Annotated in this window: 15 protein-coding genes; 14 read left to right on the forward strand and 1 reads right to left on the reverse strand. The window is 51.5% G+C overall.

Features of this window, described 5'->3' with window-relative positions:
- The first annotated feature begins 22 nt into the window (after positions 1–22).
- The 7 genes from tmk (at position 23) to ACTS9Y_RS12485 (ending at position 4,862) form a co-directional block, all read left to right on the forward strand.
- On the forward strand, positions 23–628 hold the full coding sequence (tmk, locus tag ACTS9Y_RS12455) for a dTMP kinase (RefSeq protein ID WP_442586247.1): 606 nt from the start codon (positions 23–25) through the stop codon (positions 626–628).
- Positions 625–1,620: a DNA polymerase III subunit delta' gene (gene holB / locus ACTS9Y_RS12460; RefSeq protein ID WP_442586248.1), complete on the forward strand. Its 996-nt coding sequence runs from the start codon at positions 625–627 to the stop codon at positions 1,618–1,620. Before tmk ends, holB begins: the two co-directional genes overlap by 4 nt.
- Positions 1,621–1,666: 46 nt before the next feature.
- Positions 1,667–2,047 (forward strand): PilZ domain-containing protein, encoded by a 381-nt coding sequence (locus tag ACTS9Y_RS12465; protein ID WP_442586249.1) that lies wholly within the window; start codon positions 1,667–1,669, stop codon positions 2,045–2,047.
- Positions 2,048–2,095: 48 nt separating this feature from the next.
- Positions 2,096–2,872: a TatD family hydrolase gene (locus ACTS9Y_RS12470; RefSeq protein ID WP_442586250.1), complete on the forward strand. Its 777-nt coding sequence runs from the start codon at positions 2,096–2,098 to the stop codon at positions 2,870–2,872.
- Positions 2,863–3,624 carry an MBL fold metallo-hydrolase gene (locus tag ACTS9Y_RS12475; protein WP_442586251.1) on the forward strand — a complete coding sequence of 254 codons (762 nt, stop codon included), beginning with the start codon at positions 2,863–2,865 and terminating at the stop codon, positions 3,622–3,624. Before ACTS9Y_RS12470 ends, ACTS9Y_RS12475 begins: the two co-directional genes overlap by 10 nt.
- A gap of 115 nt (positions 3,625–3,739) precedes the next feature.
- On the forward strand, positions 3,740–4,108 hold the full coding sequence (locus ACTS9Y_RS12480; RefSeq protein ID WP_442586252.1) for a hypothetical protein: 369 nt from the start codon (positions 3,740–3,742) through the stop codon (positions 4,106–4,108).
- Positions 4,109–4,310: 202 nt separating this feature from the next.
- Complete coding sequence (locus ACTS9Y_RS12485) at positions 4,311–4,862, forward strand: NADPH-dependent FMN reductase (protein WP_442586253.1); 552 nt, start codon at positions 4,311–4,313, stop codon at positions 4,860–4,862.
- Between the two features lie 87 nt (positions 4,863–4,949).
- On the opposite strand, the gene ACTS9Y_RS12490 is transcribed toward ACTS9Y_RS12485, so the two are convergent.
- Entirely contained in the window at positions 4,950–6,083 is a 1,134-nt protein-coding gene (locus tag ACTS9Y_RS12490) for a sigma-54 interaction domain-containing protein (RefSeq protein ID WP_442586254.1), read from the reverse strand.
- Between the two features lie 312 nt (positions 6,084–6,395).
- Between ACTS9Y_RS12490 and ACTS9Y_RS12495 the strand changes: the two genes are divergently transcribed.
- From ACTS9Y_RS12495 to ACTS9Y_RS12525, 7 genes are all read left to right on the forward strand, one after another.
- Complete coding sequence (locus tag ACTS9Y_RS12495) at positions 6,396–7,118, forward strand: class II aldolase/adducin family protein (protein WP_442586255.1); 723 nt, start codon at positions 6,396–6,398, stop codon at positions 7,116–7,118.
- Between the two features lie 27 nt (positions 7,119–7,145).
- Positions 7,146–8,216, forward strand: a complete 1,071-nt coding sequence (locus tag ACTS9Y_RS12500) for an ABC transporter substrate-binding protein (protein ID WP_442586256.1) — start codon at positions 7,146–7,148, stop codon at positions 8,214–8,216.
- Positions 8,217–8,298: 82 nt separating this feature from the next.
- On the forward strand, positions 8,299–9,387 hold the full coding sequence (locus tag ACTS9Y_RS12505; RefSeq protein WP_442586257.1) for an ABC transporter substrate-binding protein: 1,089 nt from the start codon (positions 8,299–8,301) through the stop codon (positions 9,385–9,387).
- 236 nt (positions 9,388–9,623) lie between these two features.
- Entirely contained in the window at positions 9,624–10,502 is an 879-nt protein-coding gene (locus ACTS9Y_RS12510) for an ABC transporter ATP-binding protein (protein WP_442586258.1), read from the forward strand.
- 17 nt (positions 10,503–10,519) lie between these two features.
- A complete protein-coding gene (locus ACTS9Y_RS12515) occupies positions 10,520–11,353 on the forward strand; it encodes an energy transducer TonB (RefSeq protein ID WP_442586259.1) in 834 nt (277 codons plus the stop codon).
- A gap of 29 nt (positions 11,354–11,382) precedes the next feature.
- Positions 11,383–12,132, forward strand: coding sequence for a MotA/TolQ/ExbB proton channel family protein (locus tag ACTS9Y_RS12520; RefSeq protein ID WP_442586260.1), 750 nt, complete (start codon positions 11,383–11,385; stop codon positions 12,130–12,132).
- On the forward strand, positions 12,132–12,536 hold the full coding sequence (locus ACTS9Y_RS12525) for an ExbD/TolR family protein (protein WP_442586261.1): 405 nt from the start codon (positions 12,132–12,134) through the stop codon (positions 12,534–12,536). Before ACTS9Y_RS12520 ends, ACTS9Y_RS12525 begins: the two co-directional genes overlap by 1 nt.
- Positions 12,537–12,544: the final 8 nt, after the last annotated feature.

Genomic DNA, 12,544 nt, shown 5'->3' on the forward strand with positions numbered 1-12,544 from the left:
CAATGATGCGGGAATGTAAGTAATGGCAGGTTTGTTTATCACTCTGGAAGGCATGGACGGAGCGGGAAAAAGCACGCATATTCCCACCATACTGGCATTGCTGGCGTCCTCCGGTCGTGAGATCGTCTCTACGCGCGAGCCCGGCGGCACGCCTTTGGGCGAAGCTTTGCGCGAGTTGCTATTGCATCAGGAGATGCATGTAGAAACAGAATCACTGCTGATGTTTGCTGCACGGGCAGAGCATTTGCAGCAGGTGATTTTGCCCGCACTGGCACGCGACGCCATTGTGTTGTCAGACCGCTTTACCGATGCTTCTTATGCTTATCAATGTGGTGCACGCGGATTGCCACTCGCCAAAATGCAGGCGCTGGAAACCTGGGTGCAAGGCAGTTTGCAGCCGGATATCACCCTGCTGTTTGATGTGCCGGTAGAAGTCAGCCTGCAACGGCTGGCAGGTGCGCGCACGCCTGACAAATTTGAAGCGCAAGGTGCTGAATTCTTCGCCAAATTACGTGCCCAATATTTGGCGCGCGCGGCAGAATATCCCCAGCGTTTCCGCGTGATTGATGCAAACCGGACACTGGAAGAAGTGAAGAAATCAGTTGAAGAAATTATTCTATCACTATGATTAATAATATATATCCATGGCAGGAATCGCTGTATGCCCATTGGGTGCATGCAGGTGAAGGTCGCCATCACGCCTTGCTGTTTCACGGCAAAACCGGGATAGGAAAGCTTGCATTTGCGCAGACGCTGGCGGCAGGCCTGCTGTGCGCGCAGCCGCAACACAACGGCATCGCCTGCGGGCAATGCCAGTCGTGTCACTGGTTGTCAGAGGGGGCGCATCCTGATTTCCGGGAAATCACGCCCGAAGATGATGATGTGGCAGACAGCGCCAAAAAGAAAACCCGCAAGCGGCAGCAGATCGTCATTGACCAGATTCGTGCCTTGCATGATTACCTGGCCCTGACCAGTCACCAGGTAGGCGGCATGCGCGTGGTGCTGATCCATCCGCTGGAAGCCATGAACGTGGCGGCTTCCAACGCTTTATTGAAACTGCTGGAAGAACCGCCGCAGCGCACACAATTTTTGCTGGTATCGCATCAGCGCCAGGCCTTGTTGCCAACCATTTTAAGCCGCTGCATGCAAGTAGATATGCCGGTACCTAGCCATGAACAAGGCTTGCAGTGGTTGCAAGCGCAGTCAATCGCACAGGCGGACTGGGTGTGGCACTACAGTGGGGGCGCGCCAACCACGGTGTTGCAGGATGACCTTGACTGGTATGGCTGGTATCAGCAATGGAGCCCGCATCTTGCGCGCGGAGCGGCGATGGATATTGCACTGGCTGGGGGTGTGCTGATCAAGCAGGGCATGGCTGCCGCTATCCAGGTGTTACAAAAATGGTTGCTGGATTTATGGCTTTCCAGACATCAGCTGCCTTTGCGTTACCACCCGGCGGAATCTGCGACTTTACAAACACTTGCATCCAAACTGGAGTTAGCGCGCCTGCTGGCATTTCAACAACAATTGAATCGTTTTAAAATGACCGCACAGCACCCGTTGAATCAGGAGCTGCAATTGGAGCAGTTATTGCTCCAATACAAGAAAATGTTTGGCTAACCGGCACTGACGAACAGACAGGCCGAGAGACCCCAGGAGCCCATGCATGACAGACACACAACCACCAGCGACGATTAGCCCTGCCGGACCGGCCAAACCCGGGGTACTGTCATTGGCGATCCGTGAAAAGGCAGCCTTGTTTGCGGCTTATATGCCGTTTGTCAAAGGCGGCGGCTTGTTTATCCCGACCAGCAAGCCTTTTAAAATGGGTGAAGAAGTGTTTATGTTGCTGACTTTGCTGGATGACCCGCACAAACTGAAAATCGTGGGTAAGGTGATCTGGATCACGCCGCAAGCGGTAAATAATAAACCACAAGGCATAGGCATACAGTTCAGCGATAAAGATGGCGGTGTGGAGGCGAAAAAGCGTATCGAGACTATCCTAGGCGCTGCTTTGAAGTCCAGCCGGCCTACGCATACGATTTAGCCTTTCATACACAGAGCAGCCCTCGATAGCACCACTCACGGACCTTTTATGCTTGTAGATTCGCATTGCCATATCAACTTTCCCGAGCTGGTCCAGAATATGGATCAACTGCGGGCCGACATGCTGACCAATGAGGTCGGACATGCGCTATGTGTGTCCGTCACGCTGGACAAATTCCCTGAAGTATTGGCGATTGCGGAACAGTACCCGAATATTTTTGCCTCCGTCGGTGTGCATCCGGATTACGAAGATATCCAGGAGCCTGGCGTGGCACAATTGATTGCACTGGCAGATAACCCGCGCGTGGTCGCGATTGGCGAAACAGGCCTGGATTATTTTCGGCTTACCGGCAATCTGGATTGGCAGCGTGAACGTTTCCGTACCCATATCCGCGCTGCCAAGGCCACTGGGAAACCGCTGATCATCCATACCCGCAATGCGGCGGAAGATACGCTACGCATTATGCATGAAGAGGGCGCTGCTGAGGTCGGCGGCGTCATGCATTGTTTTACCGAAAGCTGGGAAGTCGCGCAGGCGGCCATAGACATGGGTTTTTACATCTCGTTTTCAGGCATTGTCACTTTCAAGAATGCCGTGGCATTAAAAGAAGTCGCGCAGAAAGTGCCGCTGGCCTCCATGCTGGTGGAAACCGATTCGCCTTACCTGGCGCCTATCCCTTTCCGTGGCAAAACCAACCAGCCGGCCTATGTGCGGCATGTGGCTGAAGAAATCGCGCGTCTGCGGGATATTCCATTGCAAGCGGTCATGGATGCCACTACCCGCAACTTTTTCACCCTGTTTAAACACGCGCAGCCATGCAACTGACCATACTGGGCGCCGGTTCGAGTGCAGGCACGCCAGCCCTGGGCTGCACCTGCGCTACCTGTGTTTCCAGTGACACGCGCAATAAACGCAGCCGTTGTTCCAGCATGCTGACGCTGGACGATGGTCGCGTGATCCTGATCGATACTTCGCCGGATCTACGCCAGCAGGCGCTGCGTGAGCACATGCACCGGGTCGATGCCGTGCTCTACACCCACACCCATGCCGATCACCTGCATGGCATTGATGACTTGCGGGCTTTCTGCCAGATCAATCGCTGCCAGATCCCGCTTTACAGCTATCCGGAAGCCATCAGCCATATCCAGGACAAATTTGGCTATACCTTGCGCGACCCCAGCCATTACTGGGACCTACCTGTGCTGGCCGCTCATGTTGTGGAAACGCCTTTTGAAGCCGCAGGCGTGCAGGTCATCCCCATCCCGGTCATGCACGGCAAGATACGTATCTACGCCTATCGCATCGGAAATCTGGTCTATATGACTGATGTTTCCGCCATTCCGGAATCCTCTTATGAATGGCTGCAAGACGTGGATGTATTGCTGATTGATTGCCTGCGCGAAACGCCACATCCCACCCATGTCAGTGTCAGTGAATCGCTGGACCTGATTGCGCGCATAGGTGCCAAGCGCAACGTGCTGATCCATATGACGCATGAGCTGGAATATCATGCGCTACAAGCCAGGTTAGCAGACAACATCAGTGTAGGCTACGATGGATTGCAGCTGACACTGTGAAAGCACTTTCTCACCCGTTTTGCCTACGGCGGTCAACCGAACTAGCGTATAAACAGTTATACTTTCATAAATAAAATAATTGTAAAACATCTGATTCTGGAGCACAGGGATTAACATGAAGTTCTATTCAAAAATGTCGGCGTTGTTTGTTGCCGTGGCCGTGCTAATGAGCGCAACATCTGCTTTTGCCGGTAAAACTTACAGCGAAGACGAATTTATCAGTCAGTTTAGTGGCAAGTCTAAAAAAATCATCCTGGAGAAACTGGGCCAGCCTTTTAAAAAGCAACAGTCAGTCAAACCTAGCAATGCCAATAACATGATCGCAGGCGTGGGCGGCCAGGAGAAAAACTCCAAACCAGTGCAGGTAGAAATGTGGTACTACAAGAACCTAGTGAAATATGATGCAAAAAACACTTATAAAGAAGCGGAAGTCACTTTCGTCAATGACAAAGTCATGAATATCGGCTTCTTCAATAACCGCTGATTGACTCGGTTGACCAATACAAGCTGTGTCTGCGGACACAGCTTTTTTTATGTTTGTGCAGTGTGTGATATTCAACATTTCATGCTAAATCGCATGTTTCTATGGCAACATTAAAATCGTAAATATCTGATTTTAAAGTAATAAAAACATGGCATTCAATTTGCTAATCCTTTGTGACATTCTTAAAAACAGGAAAATTGAAATGCCAAGAATTATTGGGGTATCCGGAAATATCACAGCACCTTCGAGAACACTTTCATTAGTGGATGCAGTCGTGGCGAAGGCCAGCCAGAAATTTCATAGTCCGGGTGAGGTGATCGATATATCCAGGCTGACGGCTGATCTGGGGCCTACAGTCTCTTTCAACAACTTTCCGCCAGCCCTGACCCAGGCCTATGACAAACTGCACCAGTCAGACCTGATCGTGATTGGTACACCGATATATAAAGCGTCTTACACCGGCTTGCTGAAACACTTCTTTGACCTGGTAGACCCTAAGAAACTCACGGGAAAAGTAGCCATTCTGGTGGCAACCGGCGGCAGTGACCACCATGCCCTGGTGCTGGAGTCTCATTTGCGTAGCCTGGCCAGTTTTTTTGGTATCTACACCATCCCGACCACGATCTATGCCAAGGATATCGAGTTTAAAGATTACCAGCTGGAAAGCCCGTTGATCGAACAGCGCATCGACCAGGCGCTGGAGCAGGCAGGGGTGCTGATCAAGCAGCACTTGCCTGAGACGCTGGTTGCCTGAACGTAAAGTGACTATTTAGCAGTAGCAATAAAAAAGGGGATATTCATCCCCTTTTTTAATATCCATCGCTTTGCATTCAATCAGGTTTTAGGCGATCAGATTGAGTTCTTTCAATCTGGCGCGCAGGATGTTCCTGCTGATACCCAGCAATTTGGCGGTATGAACCTGGTTGTTTTTACTGTGCTCAAACGCCTTGCTCACCGTGGTGCCATTAATCAGCTCATACAGATTATCGGCGCCTTGTTCAAACAACTCTTCCAGCACACTTTCAAGTTTGTACAGCGAGCTCTGCTGCTCATAACTGATCTTGCCAGTCGCTGGTGCTGCCACAGAATAATGTTCATCTGTGATGACCTGGGAAGCACTAAAACTTATCTTGGGCAAGTTCAAATCCTTGGGCGACAAGGTATCTGTCATGCTCACCAGCACTGCGCGGTGGATCACATTTTCAAGCTCGCGGATATTGCCTGGCCAGGGATATTCCATCAGCAGAGAGATTGTTTCCGGGGACAGTTTATGCTCGGACGTATTCAGTTTGCTGCGGTAAACATTCAGGAAGTGCTCCACCAGCGGCAGGATATCGCCACGGCGTTCGCGCAAAGGCAACAGCTCCACCGGCACGACTTTAATGCGGTAGTACAGATCTTCGCGGAAACGTCCGGCTTTCACTGCTTCTTCCAGGTTGACGTTGGTAGCGGCTATCAGCCTGACATCAATCGGGATAGGCTTTCTGGAGCCGACTCGCACGACTTCACGCTCTTGCAGCACGCGCAGTAATTTCACCTGGGTCGATTGCGGCAAATCACCGATTTCATCCAGGAACAAGGTGCCGCCATTGGCTGTTTCAAACCAGCCGATTTTGGACATATTGGCGCCGGTAAAAGCGCCTTTTTCGTAACCGAATAACTCGCTCTCTACCAGCGTTTCAGAGAAAGCGCCGCAATTGATGGCCTGGAATGGGCCGTTTTTACGATTGCTGAGCGAGTGGATATGGCGCGCAATCAGTTCCTTCCCGGTCCCGGTCTCACCAATGATCAATGCGGTGGCATTGCTGGTGGCTATCCTTTCGATCAGGGAAAGCAGGTTTTGCGATTTAGGATCGCTGAAGACCAATGCGCTGGCACGTACAGATAAACTGACAGCGGATGGGTTAGGGTGAGTGATCACATGATCGACACGTTCAGTGTACGAATCACGGATATCCCAGCGTTGTGCGCTCATAATTGACTTCCTCACTTAACAGGCGTGTCAATATAATGTATTTATCATTAATAAGTCAAAGTTCTATAAATTATATTTATATTCGAACTGGTTATATGTAGGGTGGGGTGCACCACACGCGATAATTCAACAATTCACTGTGTTGATTTAAACACTTGTTGCATTTGCAACACAGGTTTTTTGCGATCGTGTCGCGTCATTATTTATCTAACAGTCTGATTTTTAATCATTAATTTCTTATTTTTCAATATGGCATATAACTTGCAAATAGACTAGCGAGGAAATTCCAGACCAAATAAGAAAGGGTTAGACATGACGGTTGCAACATTAAACACAGAAATCGATTTGGATCTTTATATTGCAGAGACTGTGGCTGAAGCCAAGCTGGCTTTTGAAGTATTCAGAGAAACAGACACTATTACCGCCAACGGCACTGTTGGTTTTGTGCACAGGGTGCCAGGCCAGGAAAAGCTGATCATCATCAATGATCCAGGCCCATTTAACAAAAACAAACCGCTTGAAGCACTGGTGGCCGGTTTTGATGGCGTGGTGTATTCCGGTAAAGGCAATGGCGCAGCGGTGAACCGCTACCTGAAATTATTCCAGGTGCATCCTGAAGTGACCACCATTTCGCATATCCACTCTACTTACCTGGGTGCATGGGCGCAAACACACCGCACATTGCCGATCCGCTATGTGCCGGTACAACGCTTCAACCTGATCAAAGAATTGCCTATCTATATAGACCGTCGTCAGCAGGAGGTGGACTTTATCCTGGACCAGATCGCGATCAATCCGCACAACACAGCCATCCTGGAAGCCAATGGCGGTTCTACCGTTTGGGGCAAGCAAGGCCTGCGCAAACTGGCCGAGTTCACTTTGTTGCTCGAAGAAGGGGCCAAATTGCAGACACTGGCAGAATCGCTGGGTGGTTCGCGTGATTACGGCCCAGGCGTGCTGAAACAACAATGGAAAATGGCCAAACTGTATGACCAGGCCCAGGCAGAAGGCCTGTTGCGTCCTTCTGATCTGTAATTCACTGTCATAGCCGGAGAAACCATCGTGACCGTTCAGCAAAACACCGTTTCGCAAACTACAGCCTCACCAGCGATAGACCAGATCTGGTTTACGCGCTGCCCAGTGCCAACCGCAACCGGTCTGGCCTATAAACTGGGCTGGCTGGCTGAAGAGTTCGCCCGCGACAATATCCAGATCAACACGTTGCAAGAAGCGCCTAAAGCGCTTTCCAAACATCACTATGATCATGCGCTTAACAGCCTGATCCGTGAAGGCGGCAATTTACTGGCGCTGGCCGCTAAAGCGCAAGGCGCGCCGACCAAGCTGATAGGCCTGACCTGGATCGATGAATGGCAAGCCATTCTGGTGCGGCCAGACAGCGGCATCACGCAGCCTGAACATTTAAAAGGTCTGCGCCTGGCCTTGCCAGAATTCATAGCTCATCCGATCCAGAGCCATGTGCGTGGCAGCAGTATCGCGCGCGGCATGAGCCTGCAAGGTTATAAAGGCGCACTGAAAATCGCCGGGCTGACGCTGGATGATGTGAAGCTGGTTGAAGTGGCTTCCGGCCGCGGTAACCGTAACGGCCTCGGTGAGTTGTGGGCAGGGCTGGATGCACTGGTGGCAGGCGAGGTAGATGCGGTCTACGTCAAAGGCGCTTCAGCCGTCGATGCCGCCAAACGCGTGGGTGCTGTGGTTGGTATTGATCTCGATAGTTATCCGGACTTATCTACCCGTGTGAATAACGGCACGCCTCGCCCGATCACCGTGCACCAGGATTTGCTGGATAACCATTTTGACCTGGTAGTGCGTTTCTTGTACCAGACCCTGCGTGCTGCTGACTGGGCCAAAAACAACCTCAAAGGCGTGCGCGATATCCTCGAATCAGAAACCCGTTCGGGTGAGGAGGGTGTTGCTACTGCTTATGGTGAAGATTTCCATCTGCAACTGGCGCCGGATCTATCTAAAGAGCGCATTGAATTATTCAGGCAGCAAAAGAACTTCATGCTGGTGCATGGTTTGCTGGATCAGGATTTTGACCTGGATAGCTGGGTCGATGACAGGCCGTTGCGTGAAGCCGAGCAATTGCTGCATAAATATGCAGCGGTGGCCTAAGATTTTCAGTGATTGAACACCGCCATGTTTATCAAGGTCGTCAGCAGCAAACGTCGATGACCTGATGTTTTAAGGAGTAAGTGTGATTAAATTTTTAAAAGTGGTTTTTACAGCAGCGGTACTGGTGCCTTTCATCAGTGTCTCCGATGCCAATAGCGCGGATGCCAAGCCAGCTGCCAATGAACCCAAAGTCGTGCGAATTGCCACCGTTGCCTACAACGTCAATGGCAAAACCCGTTACCTGGGCAGTACAGAACTGGTGACTGAAACCGGGCTTGATGCAGAGTTGGCCAAGCGTGGCGTAAAAGTCGAGTGGGTGCCAGCCGCTACAGCCATGGTAGGCCCTATCGTCAACGAAGCCTTTGCCAACAAAACCATTGATTTTGCTGCCTATGGCGATCTGCCGCCGATTATTCTCAACGGTTCAAAACCACGCGTGCAACTGGTGGCGCCTTGGGGCCGTAGCGGCAACTCTTATTTAGTGGTGCCGGCCAATTCAACCGCCAAAACCATTGCCGACCTCAAAGGCAAGCGTATCGCCTTGCATAGAGGCCGCCCATGGGAGATCGCCTTTGCCAACCTGGTGCAGAAAAACGGTTTCAAGCTGACTGATTTCAAAATTGTGAATGTCAATCCGCAAGTCGGTTCAGCCGCGCTGGCAAGTGGTTCGGTAGATGCTTTCTATTCCCTGAGCGATGCTTACAACCTGGTGGATAAAGGTGTTGGCAAAATCATCTGGTCGACCAAAACAGCGCCACCGGATTGGAAACTGATGGGCGGATTGTGGGCGCGTAATGACTTTGTGCAACAGTACCCGGAATTAACGCAGGCGATTGTGACATCGTTTATCAAAGCCAACCACTGGGCGGCACAAGAAGCACACAAGGAAACCTACCTCAAAGACTATGCCAGCCTGGTGCAACCGGAAAGTGTGGTCAGGCGTGATTATGAGGATGATGTGGTCAGCTGGCGCGACCGCTGGTCACCGCTGTATGACCAGGCACTGGTGGATCACTATAAACGTGCGGCTTCCTATGCGCGTGAGTCAGGTTTGATCCGCAAGGATATCGATATCAACCAGTTGCTGAACGCTACGTTTGTTGACAAAGCACTCAAAGAATTGAATTTGGAAACTTTCTGGGCGCCATCCCAGATCGCTGCAAAACAATAACATTTTATTGCCTCCCGGCAATCACTCCCTAGACAGATGGTTCCCGCCATCTGTTTTTTTATGTCTGTTGCTGTGACAGCAACAGTTCATGCCCAAATGATTCATAGTCAACATCCTTGCTATCCATATTCTGCATAATTATTTATAAGTTATTGTTTTTAAATATGAAAATAATAATTTTAAACTTGGCACAGGGCTTGCGTATAGATACCTAGTTATTTTGTACAGGAATCAACATGGGTAGGACCAAAGCCGCTTTAAATTACATCGATCAAGAGAGTGTCAACGATCTTGATCCTGCCACAGCTCCAGCTGCGCAAACAAGTGGCTCCGGTAGCTCCAGTCGTTTGTCCCTGGCCAGTGAAGCCGCAGTGCTGGCAGTAGAAGGTGTTTCCAAGACTTTCCAGCTCAATGGCAAGTCACTCAAGGTATTGTCGGATTTTTCTTTGCAGGTTGCCAAGGGTGAATTTATTTCCATCGTTGGCAGCAGCGGTTGCGGCAAGTCCACTTTGTTGCGCCTGATCGCCGGGCTGGACACCTCTTATGACGGCAGCATCGTCTGGCTGGGGGATGCTGTATCCGGTACCTCACTGGACCGTGGCCTGGTGTTCCAGGAGCACCGCCTGTTCCCGTGGTTGACGGTGCAGCAGAACGTGGCGCTGGCGCTGGAGTCCTCCGGCCTGAGTCAGGCTGAGATCAAGGCGCGTGTGGCGCACCAGATCGAACTGGTTGGTTTAAGCGGTTTTGCCGATGCCTACCCGCACCAGATCTCAGGCGGCATGTCGCAACGGGTTGCGATCGCCAGGGCACTGGTGTTGAAACCAAGATTGTTGTTGCTGGATGAGCCTTTTGGCGCGCTGGACGCACTCACCAGGCTCAAGATGCAGCAAGAGCTGCAACGCCTGTGGGAATCAGAAGACACCACTTCTATCCTGGTGACGCATGATGTGGAAGAAGCTGTGTTCCTGGGTGACCGGGTTGTGGTGATGGAAGCCAATCCTGGCCGTATCAAACGTATCGTTGAAGTCGATCTGCCCAGACCACGGCATCGGGCTTCAGCCAAGTTTCAGCACATCAAGGACGATGTGTTAAGTGATTTCATCGAGATTAGTTAGAGTTATTAGGAGTTTGTATGTCAACAACGGCACTGAAATCGCCTGCCGAGCATTCCACGATTTGGGATTCACTGACTGATAAAAGTCGGAGCAGAAAACAGCTGATTGCAACAGGAGAGGATTTTAAGAAGTTATCTGAACGACTGGTGACCAGCCTCAACGCGGTGGAACATGTGATCCCGCGTAAAAAACTGGCCACGCTGATCGCGCTGGTTGTGGGTGTGCATGTGTTGGTCATCGCCGGTTTTCTGACTGCATTGAACGAGCCTAGCATCGTCAAGCCGAAAAAGAAGGAAGTCATTGTGGAGTTTGTGAAACCTGTGGTCGAACCGCCACCAGTGATCGAGCCGCCTAAACCGCCGCCACCGCCAGTAAAACGCGTGGAACCGCCGCCACAAGCTGCCAAGCCACCGCCAGCACTGCGGACCGCGCCAGCATCGCAGAATATCAGCGCGAATGACATCGTCATTCAGGAAAACACCGAAGCGCCGAAAAGCACTGCTCCGGTCGTGGCAGCGCCTCCGGCACCAGAACCGCCACCGCCAGCACCAGTGGTGAAAGAAGAGCCTCTGGTCGAAGCCAAAGGCGGCGTCGGACATTTGAATAACCCTGACCCTGAATATCCGGATTTTGCGGCTGACCAGGGTTGGGAAGGGTCGGTGATCCTGCGGGTGAAAGTGTTGCCAAACGGCAAGCCTGCGGATGTGAAAGTTAAGAAGTCCAGTGGCCATAGCGTACTGGATGATGCTGCGGTTGCTGCAGCGAAACGCTGGGCGTTCACCCCGGCAAAACGTGGGAATACGCCTGTTGAAGGTTGGGCAACGTTCCCGGTTGAATTCAGGCTGCAGTAATTTTTTAATTTGAAAGAGAAGGAAATACCATGTTTAGTTTAGAAACCTATCAAAGTGCATCTCCAGTGGTGCTTGGCGTATTGATCACCTTGCTGATCGCTTCTGGCGTCACCTGGACCATTATCCTGGCCAAATCATTCCAGGTCTGGCTGATCCGTAAACAGAACGTTAAATTCAGGGCTGCATTCTGGGGCGCTAAAAGCCTGCAGGAAGCAGCGACATTAGAAGGTCACAATGGCCCGGCATACCGTGTCGCACAAGTGGGTTTTGAAACCCTGAAAGACCTGGATGTGGAATCTGCCGATGACTTGCGTCATAGCGGTGACCGCCAGGAAGTGCTGGAGCGCGCATTGCGTCAGCAGATCCAGAAAGAACGTGTATTGCGTGAAGCTGGCCTGGTGGTATTGGCCAGTATCGGTAGTACAGCACCGTTCGTCGGCTTGCTGGGTACGGTATGGGGCATCATGCATGCACTGACAGACATCAGCAAACTGGGTACTGCCAGCCTGGAAGTTGTGGCTGGCCCTATCGGTGAAGCGCTGGTTGCCACTGCGATTGGTATTGCCGTGGCGGTGCCTGCTGTGCTGGCTTATAACTTCTTCCTGCGTCGCCTGAAAACCAGCAGCAACAACCTGGATGATTTTGCTGAAGACCTGATCAAGGTTTCCCGCAGAGTGACTTTCAAAAAAGCGGCAGATGCCACCAAGCCTGGTGAGTTCGTGTCTTCCTCATCTGCCTCTGCTTCAGTCGTGCGCAACCTCAAAGGAGCAACTGCATAATGGCTATTTCTACAAATGCAGATGATGACGTATTGAGTGAGATCAACGTCACGCCATTGGTCGATGTGATGCTGGTATTGCTGGTCGCGTTTATCGTGACGGCACCGTTGATGACCAACTCGATTCAGGTCAACTTGCCCAAGACCTCAGCCACCAAAACCACTGAGCAGAAAAAGCCGGTGACGGTGTCTGTGGATGCCGCAGGCAAGCTGTTTATCGACAAGCAGGAATATCCGCTGGAAACCATTGAGCCTGAGCTCAAGCGTATCCACGATAGTAACCCGGATGTCACCCTGCACCTGAGCTCGGACGAAGCCGTGAACTACGGAAAAGTCGCCAAAGTGATGGCCGCCATCGAACGCGCAGGTATTTCACGCGTGGCTGTGCTGACGCAGGCTGAGTAACAGACAGG

This window comes from Methylophilus sp. (assembly GCF_052173275.1).
Lineage (GTDB): Bacteria > Pseudomonadota > Gammaproteobacteria > Burkholderiales > Methylophilaceae > Methylophilus.